The sequence below is a fragment of the Rhodococcus sp. NPDC019647 genome, from assembly GCF_044389235.1.
Taxonomy (GTDB): domain Bacteria; phylum Actinomycetota; class Actinomycetes; order Mycobacteriales; family Mycobacteriaceae; genus Rhodococcus_F; species Rhodococcus_F oxybenzonivorans.
The window spans coordinates 75,960-91,628 of the sequence record NZ_JBIRXS010000022.1 but is presented as its reverse complement, the minus strand read 5'-3'; the positions used below and the strand labels follow the sequence as shown (position 1 = coordinate 91,628).

Genomic DNA, 15,669 nt, shown 5'->3' with positions numbered 1-15,669 from the left:
AGAACCCCGGCTGGACGTACCTGATGGACATGGACGGAGTTCTCGTTCACGAAGAACACCTGGTCCCGGGGGCAGACCTCTTCCTGGCCGAGCTCCGCGAAGCCGAGATCCCATTCATCGTGCTCACCAACAACTCCATCAGGACACCCCGCGACCTCCGCGCCCGGCTTCTCCGCACGGGACTCGACATTCCCGAGGAATCCATCTGGACGTCCGCGTTGGCGACCGCAACGTTCCTGGCGAGCCAGCGCCCGAACGGCAGCGCCTATGTGGTGGGTGAGTCCGGTCTCACCACCGCATTGCACGACATCGGTTACGTCCTCACCGAGAACGATCCCGACTATGTGGTGCTCGGCGAGACCCGCACGTACTCCTTCGAGGCGATCACCACCGCAATCCGCCTGGTGGAGAGAGGTGCTCGCTTCATCGCCACCAACCCCGATCCCACCGGACCGTCCCGGGAGGGATCGTTACCCGCCACCGGGTCCGTTGCCGCATTGATCAGCAAGGCCACCGGCCGCGACCCCTACTACGTGGGCAAGCCGAACGCCCTGATGATGCGCTCGGCCCTCCGGGCCATCGGGGCGCACTCCGCGAACACCCTGATGATCGGCGATCGCATGGACACCGACATCGTGTGCGGGCTCGAAGCCGGGCTGCAGACCATTCTGGTGCTGACCGGTATCTCGACGCGCGATTCGGTCGAGCTCTTCCCGTACCGCCCCACGGCAGTCCTCAAGTCCGTGGCCGATCTCGTCGGGCGCACCTCGGATCCGTTCGATCGGGCCGAAACCTCGGTCTGACTTCGGACGGTCCGAGGTGTAGTCAGCTCAGCGCGTGCTCGAGATCGGACAGTAGGTCCTCGGTGTCTTCGAGTCCGACGGAGAGCCGGACGACGCCGTCCGTAATTCCCACTGCCGCACGCCCTTCGGGTCCCATTGCCCGGTGGGTCGTGGTGGCGGGGTGGGTGATGAGCGACTTGGAGTCACCGAGATTGTTCGAAATGTTGACCAGCCGCAGCGCGTCGAGTACTTCGAACGCACGCTTCTTGGCCTCGTTCTCGGCGGCAGCGAGCGCGAAGGTGACCACCGTGCCGCCGCCGCTCATCTGGCGCTTGGCGAGCTCGTGCTGGGGATGGGACTCGAGGTACGGGTACTTGACCCATTCGACCGAGGCATTCGATTCGAGGAACCGCGCGATCTGCAAAGCGGAACCGACCGAGTGCCGCACGCGAATCGGCATCGTCTCCAGGCCCTTGAGTAGCGTCCAGGCGTTGAACGGACTGAGTGCCGGACCTGTGTGACGCATCAAGTTCTGGACCGGACCGTCGATGTACTCCTGTGATCCGAGGATCGCACCACCGAGCACGCGCCCCTGACCGTCGATGTGCTTCGTCCCGGAGTAGACGACGACGTCAGCTCCCAGATCGAGGCTGCGTTGCAGCAGCGGTGTAGCAAACACGTTGTCCAGCACCACCTTGGCACCTGCCGCATGCGCCAGCTCCACCACGCGCGGCACGTCCACGAGCGTTTGCATCGGATTGGAAGGCGTCTCGAAGAACACTGCCGTGGTGGGCGTCGAGAGGGCCTCCTCCCACTGGTCGAGGTCTTCGCCGTCGACGAACACGGTCTCGACACCCCAGCGCGGCAGGATCTCGTTGCACACCACGAAGCAGGACCCGAACAGGCTGCGCGCCGCCACCAGGCGGTCTCCGGCCTTCAGCAGGGCGCCCAGGGCGGTGAACACCGCCGACATCCCGCTCGCGGTGGCGAAGCACGCTTCCGCACCCTCGATGAGACGGAGCCGCTCCTCGAACATCTTCACGGTCGGGTTGCCGTAACGCGAATAGACGAAGTGGTCGATATCGCCGGTGAACGACGCCTCGGCCGCTCCCGCGCTCTCGAACACGAAGCCCGAATTCAGGAAGATCGCTTCGGACGTTTCCTCGAAGCCTGATCGAAGGGTTCCGCCGCGCACACTGATCGTGCCCTGACCGATGCCGTCCGGCAGCGCCTTCTGAAACGCGCCGCCCTGAGGAATTGCACTCACCACTGCCTCCACGGCAGGCCCAGCGCCCGCCAGCCGACCGCCCCACGATGACCGTCGGCGTCCAAGGCGCCTTCGAAACCGTCGAGCACGTTGTACGACGGGCCGATGCCCACCGCTGTCGCGGCCTCCGCCGCACCGATGGAACGCTGACCGGATCGACACAGGAAGATGACGGGTGCGTCCTCGCCCCCGGTGATCCCGGCTTCCTTCAACTGATCCACGAAATTGTCGTTGCGCGCACCGTGGGGATAGCTCACCCACTCGATCAGCACCGGCTGCTTGCCCAGTGAGGACGTATCGGGAACACCGACATATTTCCATTCGGCATCTGTTCGTACGTCGACCAGCACAGCGTCGGGATTGTCGCGAAGCAGCTCCCAGGCATGCTCCGGCGTTATGTCGCCTGCGTAACTCACCATGTCAGCTTTTCACAACCCTCTTTTCGATGCCCTCCCGGGCAAGCGGCCTCTTCTGGGCACGCATCAATTGCACACGACCCACGTGTCGCCGGAGCGGGCCAGCTGCCAGGTGTCCGTCGTCTCACCACGACCGTCCTCGGCCGTGATCCGCACCTCTGCCCGGGCGCGGTCGCCGTTCACCTCGGAGGAGTCGACACCCTGCAGGGTGACCTCCCCTTCGCGCCCCGCGAGCGGTGAACGGTCGTCCGACCAGGTAGAACACACCAACGACTTCTGCAGGTCGGCGTCGTCATGATTGCGGGCCTGGATGTAATCGGCCACCGAGCGGTTGATGCGGTCCGCCTCGGTGACGTTCTCGTCGGCGGGCGAGAGAATACTGCCGACGACGATCGCGACCAGGATGATCACGACGAGGGCGACGGCGGCGATGAACGGTGTGGCAGTGGTACGCCGGGGATCCTCCGGGTCGTCCCCCGCGGCGTTGTGCGGCGATTCGCTCGGATCGGACATGACTTCCCTTCATTTTCGGCGTGGTCAGCAGTGTATAGAGCAGCTGGTACAAATCTGATTTGTGACCCCCCAACCGGGAGACGACTACCCTCGACATTCGCAAGCCCAGACAATGGGAGCCGCCCAGCTCTCACCGGCGCCACCGAGTGCGGGCCCGGCCGGGCAGGGGCGTGACGCCACACCTCGGCCACCCGATTAGGCTGGGCTTAACTTAAGCTGAAAATTCGTTGTCCGCCCATCAGAAGGTAGTTCGCTCCAGATGACTGATCAGACACGTCCGTTGCGCGTAGCGATCGTCGGTGCCGGCCCCGCCGGTATCTACGCTGCCGATGCACTCATGAAATCTGATGCCGCCTCGGACGGCGGGATCAGCATCGACCTGTTCGAGCGGATGCCGGCACCGTTCGGTCTGATCCGCTACGGCGTCGCCCCCGACCACCCGCGCATCAAGGGCATCATCACCGCCCTGCACAAGGTGCTCGACAAGCCGTCGGTGCGCCTGCTCGGCAACATCGACTACGGCACCGACATCACCCTCGAAGACCTGCACAACTTCTACGACGCGGTGATCTTCTCCACCGGCGCCAACGCCGACCGCGACCTGAACATCCCGGGCATCGACCTCGACGGCAGCTACGGCGCCGCCGACTTCGTCTCCTGGTACGACGGTCACCCCGATGTGCCGCGCACCTGGCCGCTCGACGCGGAGAAGGTCGCCGTCCTCGGTGTCGGCAACGTCGCCCTCGACATCGCCCGCGTCCTCGCGAAGACCGGCGACGAGCTGCTGCCGACCGAGATCCCCGCCAACGTCTACGAGGGGCTCAAGGCCAACAAGGCCGTCGAGGTCCACGTCTTCGGCCGCCGCGGACCGGCGCAGGCCAAGTTCACGCCTCTCGAGCTGCGCGAACTCGATCACTCCCCGACCATCGAGGTCATCGTCGACCCCGAGGACATCGACTACGACGAGGGCTCGGAGCAGGCACGCCGCAACTCCAAGCAGGTCGACATGGTGGCCAACACCCTGCAGGACTGGGCCATCCGCGACGTCGGCAACCGGCCGCACCGGCTGTACCTGCACTTCTTCGAATCACCCACCGAGGTCCTCGGCGAGGACGGCAAGGTCGTCGGTCTGCGCACCGAGCGCACCCAGCTCGACGGCACCGGCAACGTCAAGGGCACCGGCAAGTTCAACGACTGGGACGTCCAAGCCGTGTACCGCGCGGTGGGCTACCTGTCGCAGAACATTGCGAAGCTGCCGTTCGACGAGCAGGCCGGCACCGTCCCCAACGAGGCCGGACGCGTCATCGCCGACGACTCGGCGGAGGGTGCCGCCCGGTTCATGCCGGCCACCTACGTCACCGGCTGGATCAAGCGCGGCCCCGTCGGCCTGATCGGGCACACCAAGGGCGACGCCAACGAGACCGTGGCAAACCTGCTCGAGGACCGGCCCACCTTCGCCGAACCGGCCAACCCGTCCGAGGACGCGATCATCGAGTACCTCGAGGGCAAGCAGATTCCGTACACCACCTGGCAGGGCTGGTACCGCCTCGACGCGCACGAGCGCAGCCTCGGTGAGCCCGAGGGCCGCGAGCGCATCAAGGTCGTCGAACGCGAAGACATGCTCAAGGCCAGCGAGCCCGACAAGGCCTGATCGTCGAGCATCCGCGAAGGGAGCCTCCCACGGGAGGCTCCCTTCGCAGTCCCTCCCCGCGTGGTACGCCGGCGACAAGGCAAAATGTGAACCGTGTTTGATGCCCACGTGCACATCATCGATCCCCGGTTCCCGGTGTTCGAGAATCACGGCTACCTGCCTGACCCCTTCACCATTGCCGATTACCGTGCACGGACCGAAGGTTTCGGCGTGGACGGTGGCGCCGTGGTCACGGCGTCGTACCAGGGCACCGACCAGAGCTATCTGATTGCCGCGCTGGAAGAACTCGGCCCCAGCTGGGTCGGCGTCACACACCTCGAGCCCGACGCCACCGACGAAGACATTCTGCGACTCGATTCTGCCGGCGTGCGGGCAGTCCGGTTCAACCTCCGCCGCAGCGCGACCGACCTGAAGCTCCTCACCAAGCAGGCACTGCGCGCGTACGAACTCGCCGGCTGGCACGCCGAGTTCTACGTCGACGCCACCCTCCTGTTGTCGCTGGAGCCGGTGTTCGCCAAGCTGCCTGCCGTCAGTATCGATCACCTCGGCATGTCGACCCGCGGGCTGCCCTACCTACTGGATCTCGTCGACCGCGGCGCACGCGTGAAAGCAACCGGGTTCGGTAGAACGACCATCGACGACGTGTGCGAAGTGCTCCGCCAAATTCATGCCGTCAATCCCCGGGCACTGATGTTCGGCACCGATCTCCCCGGCAGCCGTTCACGAAGAGTGTTCCAGGACAGCGACATCGACATCGTCGCGGAGGCGGTCGGAGACGATTTCGATGCCGTCATGGGCGACAACGCACGAGAGTGGTACCGCTGCAATTCCGAACAGGGCCCCTGCTAGCAGCCTTCCATCTGCATGCTGTTCATCGACATCATCTCGCTGACCGGCGGCGTCTGCGGTTGTGAGGCGAGCCAGTCGTTGTATCCGCCCATCTGCTCGCATGCGGCCTGATCGTTGTCCCTGCGCTCCTGCCGCCGCTCCCGGTTGCGTTCGTCCATGTCGTCGTCGTTCCGGTCGACGGCGATACCACCCATGGTCGATCCGTTGGCCTGCCGTTCGAGCCCCCGAACCCCGTCAGTGCGCATGATCCAACCGAGGGTGTAGTCGGCACCGTCGCGGTTGGTGGTGGCGCGGTAGAGGCCTTCATCGACCGCCGCGGGTGCGGCCTCGAACGCCTTGTCGGTCATGCCCGCACCGGTGACCGTCCCCGACACCTTTCCGTCGCTCATCGTGCCGGTGAGCGTCGACCCGTCCGGCGCGGTCAGTGCCAGCCGGTCACCGTCCATCGTTCCGGACATCCACATCCACATGTCGTCGCCATCGCACAGGAATGCGACGGCGTCGCTACCCGACGTAACGACAGCAACATAGGCGTCCGAATCGTTCACCGCGCCGAGGAAGGTTCTCTCGAGCTGGGGTTCTTCTTCGAACGGGGAGGGAATCTGCTCCATCAGGGCGGCCGCTGCCGCGGTGGTGGTCGCCGAGGCTGCGGCGCTGGTGTCGCTCGCCGCCGACGAGCCTGACGAGTCGTCCCCACAGCCGCTCATGGCCAGGACGATGACAGTGAGGGGACCGAGTATCCAGGTCGTCTTGGTATGCACGGGCGTTCCTCCGCTAGGTGGGAGATCTCGTTCCGCATTCCATACTTGCAGGTGTCGACGGCGTCTGGATACCCCTAAGTCGCGACCACGGCGGCCAGCCAGACACCGGAGGCGATCAGGGCGCCGAGCAGTTCGATCAGCATCGACAGCCCGACCGCCTTGCACGCGTGCCAGGTCGACGCCCACGCACGGTTGTGCGCCCGCAGCCGGTAGAGCTCGGCCACATACGTTCCCGCGATGAAGCCGAGAAACAAACCCACTACCGGGATGACGAAGAATCCGACGATCCCCGTCAGTCCACCGGCGACGAGTGACATGTTGGGCACGCCGGCACTGCGCATCCGCTTACCTGGCCAAGTGTATTTCACCACGCCACTCACCACGAGAAACAGCGTGGCAGCGGCGAACACGGCCCACGCGGTAGCGGTGCCGGACATGATGGCCCACACCAGAATTGCGGCGAAGATCAGTATCGTTCCGGGAAGTACCGGAATGACCACACCGATCAACCCGATCACGATAACGAGGCCGACGAGCGCCTCTGCTCCCGTGCTCATGCGACCGGACGAACGCGGGACGCGGCCTCGCGCGCCCTGCTGCGCGCCGTCTCGACGTCGGGTCCCGTGGACACGGCCACTCCCATGCGCCGTCGGACGTAACTTTCGGGTTTCCCGAACAGCCGTAGGTCGGTTTCCGGTACGGCCATCGCTTCGGCAACGCCCTCGAAACCGATGCCGACTGCGTCCCTGCCGCCGTAGATCACCGCGGACGCGCCGGGCGCGGTGAGCGTGGTGTCGACGGGAAGCCCGAGTACGGCGCGCGCGTGGAGCTCGAACTCCGAGAAGCGTTGAGTGCGTAGAGTTACCAAGCCGGTGTCGTGTGGACGGGGGCTGACCTCCGAGAAATAGACGTCGTCACCCTTGACGAACAGTTCGACACCGAACACTCCCCTGCCGCCCAGCGCCGCGGTCACCGTCCCCGCTATCTCCCGCGCACGGGCGAGCGCTACCGGGCTCATCGCCTGCGGCTGCCACGACTCCACGTAGTCACCGGCGTCCTGCAGGTGACCGATGGGCTCGCAGTAGGCGGTGTGCACTTCACCGTCCATTCCGACGGCCCGGACGGTGAGTTGCGTGATCTCGTAGTCGAAGTCGACGAACCCCTCGACGATGACGCGTCCGTGATTGATCCGGCCCCCGGAAAGTGCGTATTCCCAGGCCTTGTCAACGTCCTCGAGATCGCGGACGGTCGACTGCCCCTTCCCTGACGAGGACATCACCGGCTTGATCACACACGGCACACCGATGCGTTCGACAGCGGAACGCACTGCGTCCAGCGAGTCGGCGAATTCGTACGGCGACGTCGGGAGTCCCAGTTCCTCGGCCGCGAGACGGCGTATCCCCTCCCGATTCATGGTGAGCGCGGTCGCGCGCGCCGTCGGGATCACCACGGCGGCACCGGACTCCTCTACGGTGGCCAGCGCGTCGGTGGCAATGGCCTCGATTTCGGGAACAACGAAGTGCGGCTTTTCGGCGTCGATGAGACGCAACAGCGCTTCCGGGTCGCTCATGTCGACGGTGTGCGCGCGGTGCGCCACCTGATGCCCGGGCGCATTGTCGTACCGGTCGACCGCGATCACCTCGACGCCGAGTCTCTGCAGGGCGATGATGACTTCTTTGCCCAGCTCACCCGACCCGAGCAGCATCACGCGTATCGCGCCCGCCGTCAGAGGTGTACCGAACCGCTCGGGTGCCTGTTTCCGCATGGCGACAACTATATGCGTGCGTAGAGCTACTTCAGCAGCCTGGACATCCGCCGATCCGCGAGCACCTTGCCGCCGGTCTGACAGGTGGCACAGTACTGAAAAGACTTCTCCGCGAAGGACACTTCCCGGACGGTGTCGCCGCACACCGGGCAGGGTAGACCTGTGCGCGCGTGCACCCGCATACCGGATCTCTTCTCCCCCTTGAGCCGCGCGGCATCCTGGCCGAGTGACCGTTCGACGGCGTCGATCAGCACCGTGCGCATCGCGTCGTACAGAATGTGGACGGAATCCTCCGGCAGTGTCTTCGCCGTCGCGAACGGTGAAATCTTCGCCGTGTGGAGTATTTCGTCCGAGTACGCATTGCCCACGCCGGCCAGCAGAGACTGATCGACCAGGGCGTTCTTGATCCGCGCCGAGGAGGTCTCGAGCAGCGCGGCGAACTCCGGTTCGGTGACCTCCAGGGCGTCGGGGCCGAGTCGCGCGATCCCCTCCACTTCCTGCGGGTCGTGCACCACCCACACCGCGAGCCGCTTCTTCGTTCCCGCCTCGGTGAGGTCGAACGCCGGTGTCGCACCCTCCGGAGTGAAGAAGTGGAGCCGCAACGCGAGCGGACCCTTCCCCGGCTTCGGCGGGGCGGCCGACGGGTTGTCGGTCCAGCGCAACCATCCTCCGCGGGAAAGATGCGTGACCAACCACACCCCGTCGCAGTCGAGGGCCAGGTGCTTACCGAAACGCGCAGCACCCGTCACATCCCGGCCCTGCAACGCCGTGATCGGTGGGTCGAACGTCTTCAGGACACTCAGCGCGGCCACGTCCACCCGTCCGACCACCGCCCCCACGGCGTGTTTCCGCAGGAACTCGGCTAACGCCTCCACCTCCGGCAGCTCGGGCATGGCACCAGGCTAACCGACCTACCGCCGCAGCAGGTACGTGTCCATGATCCAGCCCTTGCGCTCGCGAAGTTCGGCCCGCACCCGCTGGATCTCGCTTTCGACGTCGCGGAGGCGACCGGAGATGAGGACCTCGTCGGGGGTGCCGAGGTAGGCGCCCCACCAGATCTGCACGTCCTCGCCGGGTACATGGGTGAACGTCGTGTTCGCGTCGAGCATCACCACCGCGTTGTCGACGCCCTCGGGGAGTCCCTCGGCAAGCCGGCGACCGGTGGTGATGTGAATGGGTTCACCGATGCGGTTGAGCACCATCCGGTGTCCCGCCGCCAACGACTGCACACTGGTCACACCGGGGATCACCGAGTAGTCGAACGACACATTCCCGCGGGCGAGTACTCGCTCGACGATCCGCAACGTGCTGTCGTAGAGCGACGGGTCACCCCACACGAGGATCGCCCCGACTCCCGGTTCGGCCGCAAACTTCTCCTCGAACAGTGCCGCCCGGCGCTCGTGCCAGTCGTCGACCACGCCCTCGTAGTCGTCGGGCGTGCGGTTCCGCGGTGGGTCGACGATGTCGACCACCCGATACGGACCGGTGACGTGTTCCTCGAGAATGGTGGTGCGGAGATCGACGAGGTCCTGCTTCTCGTCACCCTTGCCGATGACGAAGAACACATCAGCCTTGTTCATCGCCTTGATCGCCTGGACGGTCACCTGGTCGGGGTCGCCGGCGCCGATGCCGATCACGAGAAGTTCACGCATGGGCGAAGGCTATCGCCCGTGCGCCTTTCTGGTTGCTCCAGCTACCAGAAAGGCGCACGGGCGCGGAGCGCCTAAACTGAACGCCGTGACTGTGCCGACCCCGTACGAAGACCTCCTCCGACTCGTGCTGGACACCGGCACGCCGAAGGCCGACCGCACCGGAACCGGCACGAGGAGTGTCTTCGGTCATCAGATGCGGTGGAATCTGGCGGAAGGGTTTCCTCTGGTCACGACCAAAAAGGTGCACCTCAAGTCGATCGTCTACGAGCTGCTGTGGTTCCTGCGCGGCGACTCGAACGTGAAATGGCTTCAGGACAACGGCGTGACCATATGGGACGAGTGGGCCGACGCGGACGGTGAACTCGGCCCGGTCTACGGCGTGCAGTGGCGCAGCTGGCCCACCCCCTCGGGTGAGAACATTGATCAGATCACCCAGACCATCGAGACGCTGAAGTCCAATCCGGACTCGCGGCGCATCATCGTGTCGGCGTGGAACGTCGGCGACATCCCGCAGATGGCGTTGGCGCCGTGCCATGCGTTCTTCCAGTTCTACGTGGCGGACGGCCGGTTGTCGTGCCAGCTGTATCAGCGCAGCGCGGACATGTTCCTGGGTGTTCCGTTCAACATCGCCAGCTACGCGCTGCTCACCCATATGGTGGCGCAGCAGGCCGGACTCCAACCGGGTGACTTCATCTGGACGGGCGGCGACTGCCACATCTACGACAATCACGTTGACCAGGTCACGGAGCAGCTGAGCCGGGAAGCGTTCCCGTATCCGACGTTGAAGCTGAACAAGCGGGATTCGATCTTCGACTACACCTTCGAGGACGTGGAGATCGTCGACTACCGGCATCACCCGGCCATCAAGGCCCCGGTGGCCGTCTAGTGGCCGCACGGCAGGTCAGCCTGGTCTGGGCGCAGGCGAACGGTGGCGTCATCGGCCGCGACAACACCATTCCGTGGCACGTGCCCGAGGACATGGCGTACTTCAAGAAGGTCACGCAGGGACACCCCGTGGTGATGGGCCGTAAGACCTGGGACTCGTTGCCGGCAAAATTCCGGCCACTACCGGGGCGGCGCAACATCGTGGTCACCAGGCAGCCGGACTGGATGGCGGAGGGCGCGGAGACCGCGTCCGGGCTCGCATCGGCGCTGGCACTGGCGAGCGAGGACGTCTGCATCATCGGCGGCGGCGAAATCTACAACGTGGCAATGCCTTTCGCCACACGGTTGTTCGTCACCGAAGTCGACGTCACGGTCGACGGCGATGCCTGGGCGCCGCCGATCGACGACTCCTGGTACGCCGAGGACACCGGTGAGTGGCTCACGTCGGCGAAGAACGGCACCCGGTACCGGTGGATTACCTACACCCGGGCATTACCTGCGAGGTAATTGAGAGCATTCGGTTCCGGCGCGAGTCTGAGTGACATACCCGTTCACTCGTCTCACGTGAGGATCGCCGACATGATCGCCGCACTCGAAGCCCGAACCGCCCTCTCCCCGCTGCGCCTCGTATTGCGCCTCGACGCCGTGGTCACGGGCGTCAACGGGCTTGCCTATCTCGTTGCCGCCGGACTCCTCGACGGCCTTCTCGGTCCGACGACTGGTTTTCTGCGAGTCATCGGGGTGTTTCTCCTCGCCTTCGCCGTCGGCGTGTGGTTGGTGAGTGCGCCCGACCGCCCGCGAACCGCGACCGTCGAGGCCGTCATCGTCGCCAATGCCGCGTGGGTGGTCGCCAGCCTGGCACTCGTACTCGCGGGATGGCAGCATCTCACCACTGCCGGCGCTGCCTGGGCTGTACTGCAGGCCGCTGTGGTCGGGGCCTTCGCGGCGCTGCAGGGGTGGACACTCGCCCGTCGCTGACCACAGCACCACGACCGCACCGTTACCCCATTCACCGGGTGACGGTGCGCGCGTTGGGTCATACTCGACTCATGGACAAGAAGTCACTGACCGCCCTTGCCCGTCAGCAACTGAAGTTGGCAGGCGGGACGTCCAGCGGTCGCAGTTCGCAGACCGTGTACGGCGGCCACCGGCGCAGTCTCCGTCAGACCGTTGTCGCGCTCACCGCAGGTCAGAAGATGGCGGAGCACGAGAGCCCGGGCGAAGGCACTCTGTTCATTCTCAGCGGCAAGCTGACCCTGGTGTCGGGCGAGGATTCATGGAAAGGCTCCTCGGGCGATTTCCTGGTTCTCCCCAGTGATCGGCACAGCGTCGAAGCACTGGAGGACGTGGCTTTCCTGCTCACCGTCGCCATGTGACATGACCGACACGCAACCGGTGATCGAGGTGTCCGTGGCTGCGGCGCCGCCCGTGGTGTGGCCCGCGCTGCGGGATCCGGAGCTGATCCGGCGCTGGCATGGATGGGATTATGACGGCCTCGACGCCGAGATCGAGGAAATCTATTTCCGCGACGTGATCGAGGACCCCGCCGAGTACAGCTTGGCCTTGGCCGGGGGTGACCGCTTCACACTCCACGAACACGAGGGCACTACCCTCGTGCGGATCACCCGGCCGCCCCGCGACAGCAGCCCGGACGCGACCGACTGGTATGACGACGTCACCGAGGGCTGGACCACGTTTCTGCAGTTCCTGAAATTCGGCATCGAGCGGCACGGATTGGCGGAGCGGCGCACGCTGTTTCTCGAAGGCCCGGTCGCGCAGGGAGATTCGGCGCAGCATCTGCTGGGCCTCGACAAGATCACCGGCTCGAGGCCGGGCGATCACTTCAGCGCCGTCTCTGCGGCGGGCGACCTGCTGTCCGGCGTGGTGTGCTTCGTCGGCGAGCATCAGACGGCGGTCAGTGTCGACGATCTCGGCCCTGGACTGCTGCAGTTCGGCGAGCAGCCGGTCAACTCTGCGCGCCCGCACGGTGGTGCTCAGATACTGCTGGCCGTGTACGGCCTGGACGAGGAAGAGTTCCGCGAGCTGGAGGAGCGCTGGACGGAGTGGTGGCAGGCCCGGCCGCCGGCCGGACCCGCCACCTAGTGGCTCGACTGTCAGGCGAGCACGGTCCCCAGACTGGGCCACCAGATCGTGCTCTTGACGATGTTCGGACCGACCTGATGATTCAGCGACCCGTACACGGCCGCCACGACCAGGCCACCACCGAGACCCGCGACCGGCGGGGTGGAGATGACGGTGGGAACCGCCACGTTGTTCTGGTCCAGCTTGACGACGCCACTGGCACCGGTGGCGAAGCTGTAATATACGACCTCGAGCTGGGCACCCGCCTGGTCGGCAGCGATGGTTCCCGGTCCCCCGAAGAACCCGAAGCGGAACTGATTGCTCATGTTGGTTGCCACTCCGGCGCCGTACAGCTGGCCGAGGACGGGTCCGCCCTGACCGGTGTCGGAGTACGCGGGAACCTGGAAGATCTGACCCGGCAGGGCGATGTCCATCGCGGCCGCATCGGTCGGTGAGAGTGCCAGCCGTTCGATGGCGGCCTCGGCGCCCGGATTACCCGCTGCAGCGGTCCGTAGCTTGGCGATCGCCGTGGTGGGGTCGACAGCCGGAACTGAATCTGTGGGCTGCGCCGAAGCCGCCCCGGTAAACATCATCGTCGCTGCCATTGCAGCGGTCAGGCCTGCCGCGATCCGTCGTCCGAAGTGCCGTCGATTCATTCTTCTTCTCCTCGTCCTTCATGGATAAGCGTTACTTCGAATGAGTAAACACTCTCGCGCCTCTATCGAGACCCCAGTTCCCGGCGTTACCCCCCTCTCACACCTATGCTGCTGACATGGGACGGGACCAGCACGGGATGAGGATCAGACTGCCTCGCGGAGGCCTCAGCGAGGTCGTACCCACCCGTCAGAGTTTGCAGCGTCTGTTCGAGGCGGTCCTCGTGGTGGGGTCGGGTCTCGAACTCGATTCGACCCTGCAGCGCATCGTCGATTCGGCCACGTCGCTGCTCGACGCCCGCTACGGCGCATTGGGTGTGCGTGCCCCCGATGGCGGTCTGGCCGAGTTCGTGTTTCGGGGCATCACCCCGGACGAGCGCGCCGGGATGGGCCATTTCCCGGAAGGTCGCGGGTTGCTCGGCCTACTGATCAACGACCCGCGCCCGGTCCGTCTGCCGAACCTCTCCCGCCATCCCGCATCTGTAGGCCTTCCGCCCGGCCACCCACCGATGAGTAGCTTCCTGGGCGCGCCCATCATGATGCGCGGGACCGTTTTCGGCAGCATTTACCTCACCGAGAAACGCAGCGGTCCCGAGTTCACGGAAGAGGACGAGGTGATCCTGCTCGCTCTCGCCACGTCGGCCGGGGTGGCCGTGGACAACGCCCGGTTGTTCGAGGAGTCGCGGACGCGCGAGCGGTGGCTGACGGCGGTCGCCTCCATCACGTCGCGCTTGATGGTCGGTGGCTCACTCGACGAGACCCTACGCACCCTCGCCGGGCAGGTACGCGAATTGTCGAGCGGCGACGAGGTGTTCATCGTCGTCACGCAGGGCGACGGCGCCGTGGTGGGAGCGGATACCGCCGCACGTCCCCTCCCCGACGCCTATCGGATCGCTGCGCAAGCCGAGCCACTGGCCGAGGTCCAGCATTCCCGGACTCCCGCTCTGCTGACGGGATTGACCGGTCTGGCACCGTTCTCGCCGGATGCCGGTCGCGCCGCCGTTCTTCCGTTGTCGACGGCATCCGGGGTCGGCGGCGTCCTGGTGGTCACCGCCCGCGGGAACGTGCCGTGGGACCCGGACGAGGTTGCTCGGCTCGAGTCGGTGGCCGACCTCGCCGCTGTGGCCGTCGAGTTCGCGGACCAGCAACGCAAACAGCGACTGTTGTCGGTACTCGCCGATCGCGACCGGATAGCCCGGGACTTGCACGACAACGTGATTCAGCGTCTCTTCGCCACGGGTATGAGCCTGCAGAGCACCGACGCCGACGGGGATGTGCCGGAGGCGGTGCGTTCCATCGTGGCCACCGCAGTCGAGCAACTCGATCGGACGGTGCGCGAAATCCGTACCACGATTTTCGATCTTCAGGCCACCGATGCCGCGTCCGCGACGAGCCTGCGCAGACGTCTCCTCGACGTTGTCAGTGATCTCACGGCGCAGTCACCGATCGCCCCCAACGTTCAATTCGCCGGTGCCATCGACACACTCGTACCGAACCGGATCCATCAACACGCCGAGGCAGTCCTGCGTGAAGCCCTGAGTAATGCGCTGCGGCATGCTCGCGCGACCACGATCGACATCTGCATCGCGGCCGAAGACGAACTCACCATCACCGTGGAGGACGACGGGATCGGCATCACGCCAGGAGACCGTAGCGGCCTGGCCAATCTCGATCACCGGGCCGAGTTGTGCGGCGGCACCTGCACCGTCGAGACGGGCCCCTCGGGGACACTCGTCACATGGCGAGTACCCATCTCCTAGGTCCGGCGCCGCAGCTCGGTCGCCAATACCGCTGCCTGAGTTCGCCTTTGCATTCCCAGCTTGGCCAACAGCCGCGAGACGTAGTTCTTGATCGTCTTCTCGGCGAGGAACAGCCGCTCGGCGATCTCCCGGTTGGTGAGACCCTCCCCGATCAGCTCGAATACCGCCCGTTCCTGTTCCGACAGTTGCGCGAGCGGATCTTCCCTCCGCTCGGACCGTATGCGCTGCATCAGCGCCGACGTGGCACGGCTGTCGAGTAGCGAACCCCCCTGTCCCACCGTCCGGACCGCGGAGACCAGGTCGGTGCCGAGAATCTGCTTCAGGACGAAACCGGACGCACCCCCCATGATCGCGTCGAACAACGCCTCGTCGTCCGAGTACGACGTGAGCATGAGGCAGCGGAGCGCGGGCAGGGCGGCTCGAAGGTCCCGGCACAGCTCCACACCATTGCCGTCCGGCAGCCGGACGTCCAGGACGGCGACATCCGCACCGCTGGTGGGCAACCGGGACAAAGCCTCCGCTACCGAACCCGCCTCCCCGACCACTTCCAGATCCGGCACGCTGCCGAATAGGTCGAGAAGGCCCCGGCGAACGATCTCGTGGTCGTCGACGAGAAACACTCGCGTGGTCATG

Annotated in this window: 19 protein-coding genes; 9 read left to right on the top strand and 10 right to left on the bottom strand. The window is 65.6% G+C overall.

Going from position 1 to position 15,669, the window contains the following annotated elements:
• The first annotated feature begins 23 nt into the window (after positions 1 to 23).
• Positions 24 to 803 (top strand): HAD-IIA family hydrolase, encoded by a 780-nt coding sequence (locus ACH49N_RS28565; RefSeq protein ID WP_109327585.1) that lies wholly within the window; start codon positions 24 to 26, stop codon positions 801 to 803.
• A gap of 22 nt (positions 804 to 825) precedes the next feature.
• On the opposite strand, the gene ACH49N_RS28560 is transcribed toward ACH49N_RS28565, so the two are convergent.
• From ACH49N_RS28560 to ACH49N_RS28550, 3 genes are all read right to left on the bottom strand, one after another.
• The gene (locus ACH49N_RS28560; protein ID WP_159920021.1) at positions 826 to 2,049 is read right to left on the bottom strand and encodes an O-succinylhomoserine sulfhydrylase; all 1,224 of its coding nucleotides are present in this window, start codon (positions 2,047 to 2,049) and stop codon (positions 826 to 828) included.
• Positions 2,046 to 2,465 (bottom strand): rhodanese-like domain-containing protein, encoded by a 420-nt coding sequence (locus ACH49N_RS28555; protein ID WP_358271397.1) that lies wholly within the window; start codon positions 2,463 to 2,465, stop codon positions 2,046 to 2,048. Before ACH49N_RS28555 ends, ACH49N_RS28560 begins: the two co-directional genes overlap by 4 nt.
• 66 nt (positions 2,466 to 2,531) lie before the next feature.
• On the bottom strand, positions 2,532 to 2,978 hold the full coding sequence (locus ACH49N_RS28550) for a hypothetical protein (RefSeq protein ID WP_358270802.1): 447 nt from the start codon (positions 2,976 to 2,978) through the stop codon (positions 2,532 to 2,534).
• Between the two features lie 259 nt (positions 2,979 to 3,237).
• Here ACH49N_RS28550 and ACH49N_RS28545 point away from each other — a divergent pair, with 259 nt between their 5' ends.
• Together ACH49N_RS28545 and ACH49N_RS28540 are read left to right on the top strand one after the other, a co-directional pair.
• Positions 3,238 to 4,629: an FAD-dependent oxidoreductase gene (locus tag ACH49N_RS28545; RefSeq protein ID WP_109327579.1), complete on the top strand. Its 1,392-nt coding sequence runs from the start codon at positions 3,238 to 3,240 to the stop codon at positions 4,627 to 4,629.
• Positions 4,630 to 4,722: 93 nt separating this feature from the next.
• Entirely contained in the window at positions 4,723 to 5,478 is a 756-nt protein-coding gene (locus tag ACH49N_RS28540) for an amidohydrolase (RefSeq protein WP_250774919.1), read from the top strand.
• Here ACH49N_RS28540 and ACH49N_RS28535 read toward each other — a convergent pair.
• The 5 genes from ACH49N_RS28535 to cobF form a co-directional block, all read right to left on the bottom strand.
• Positions 5,475 to 6,239 carry a hypothetical protein gene (locus tag ACH49N_RS28535; protein WP_250774917.1) on the bottom strand — a complete coding sequence of 255 codons (765 nt, stop codon included), beginning with the start codon at positions 6,237 to 6,239 and terminating at the stop codon, positions 5,475 to 5,477. The genes ACH49N_RS28540 and ACH49N_RS28535 overlap by 4 nt on opposite strands.
• Before the next feature lie 74 nt (positions 6,240 to 6,313).
• Positions 6,314 to 6,796: a DUF456 domain-containing protein gene (locus ACH49N_RS28530; RefSeq protein ID WP_159920013.1), complete on the bottom strand. Its 483-nt coding sequence runs from the start codon at positions 6,794 to 6,796 to the stop codon at positions 6,314 to 6,316.
• Positions 6,793 to 8,004, bottom strand: a complete 1,212-nt coding sequence (gene purT, locus ACH49N_RS28525) for a formate-dependent phosphoribosylglycinamide formyltransferase (protein WP_358270805.1) — start codon at positions 8,002 to 8,004, stop codon at positions 6,793 to 6,795. The genes ACH49N_RS28530 and purT overlap by 4 nt, the downstream gene beginning before the upstream one ends.
• 26 nt (positions 8,005 to 8,030) lie before the next feature.
• Positions 8,031 to 8,897, bottom strand: a complete 867-nt coding sequence (locus ACH49N_RS28520) for an Fpg/Nei family DNA glycosylase (protein ID WP_159920009.1) — start codon at positions 8,895 to 8,897, stop codon at positions 8,031 to 8,033.
• A gap of 18 nt (positions 8,898 to 8,915) precedes the next feature.
• Positions 8,916 to 9,656: a precorrin-6A synthase (deacetylating) gene (gene cobF, locus ACH49N_RS28515; RefSeq protein ID WP_159920007.1), complete on the bottom strand. Its 741-nt coding sequence runs from the start codon at positions 9,654 to 9,656 to the stop codon at positions 8,916 to 8,918.
• A gap of 85 nt (positions 9,657 to 9,741) precedes the next feature.
• Between cobF and ACH49N_RS28510 the strand changes: the two genes are divergently transcribed.
• The 5 genes from ACH49N_RS28510 to ACH49N_RS28490 all read left to right on the top strand — a co-directional run bounded on the left by ACH49N_RS28510 (position 9,742) and on the right by ACH49N_RS28490 (position 12,644).
• Positions 9,742 to 10,542, top strand: coding sequence for a thymidylate synthase (locus ACH49N_RS28510; RefSeq protein WP_317768576.1), 801 nt, complete (start codon positions 9,742 to 9,744; stop codon positions 10,540 to 10,542).
• Positions 10,542 to 11,048 carry a dihydrofolate reductase gene (locus ACH49N_RS28505; RefSeq protein ID WP_358270807.1) on the top strand — a complete coding sequence of 169 codons (507 nt, stop codon included), beginning with the start codon at positions 10,542 to 10,544 and terminating at the stop codon, positions 11,046 to 11,048. Before ACH49N_RS28510 ends, ACH49N_RS28505 begins: the two co-directional genes overlap by 1 nt.
• Before the next feature lie 72 nt (positions 11,049 to 11,120).
• Positions 11,121 to 11,519: a hypothetical protein gene (locus tag ACH49N_RS28500; protein ID WP_358270809.1), complete on the top strand. Its 399-nt coding sequence runs from the start codon at positions 11,121 to 11,123 to the stop codon at positions 11,517 to 11,519.
• Between the two features lie 71 nt (positions 11,520 to 11,590).
• The gene (locus ACH49N_RS28495) at positions 11,591 to 11,917 is read left to right on the top strand and encodes a cupin domain-containing protein (RefSeq protein WP_159919999.1); all 327 of its coding nucleotides are present in this window, start codon (positions 11,591 to 11,593) and stop codon (positions 11,915 to 11,917) included.
• Between the two features lies 1 nt (position 11,918).
• Positions 11,919 to 12,644, top strand: coding sequence for a hypothetical protein (locus ACH49N_RS28490; protein ID WP_358270811.1), 726 nt, complete (start codon positions 11,919 to 11,921; stop codon positions 12,642 to 12,644).
• Positions 12,645 to 12,655: 11 nt separating this feature from the next.
• On the opposite strand, the gene ACH49N_RS28485 is transcribed toward ACH49N_RS28490, so the two are convergent.
• A complete protein-coding gene (locus ACH49N_RS28485; protein ID WP_358270812.1) occupies positions 12,656 to 13,279 on the bottom strand; it encodes a Tat pathway signal protein in 624 nt (207 codons plus the stop codon).
• 116 nt (positions 13,280 to 13,395) lie between these two features.
• Between ACH49N_RS28485 and ACH49N_RS28480 the strand changes: the two genes are divergently transcribed.
• Complete coding sequence (locus ACH49N_RS28480) at positions 13,396 to 15,036, top strand: GAF domain-containing protein (protein WP_358270814.1); 1,641 nt, start codon at positions 13,396 to 13,398, stop codon at positions 15,034 to 15,036.
• On the opposite strand, the gene ACH49N_RS28475 is transcribed toward ACH49N_RS28480, so the two are convergent.
• Positions 15,033 to 15,668 carry a response regulator transcription factor gene (locus ACH49N_RS28475; RefSeq protein ID WP_358270816.1) on the bottom strand — a complete coding sequence of 212 codons (636 nt, stop codon included), beginning with the start codon at positions 15,666 to 15,668 and terminating at the stop codon, positions 15,033 to 15,035. The genes ACH49N_RS28480 and ACH49N_RS28475 overlap by 4 nt on opposite strands.
• Position 15,669 lies beyond the last annotated feature (1 nt).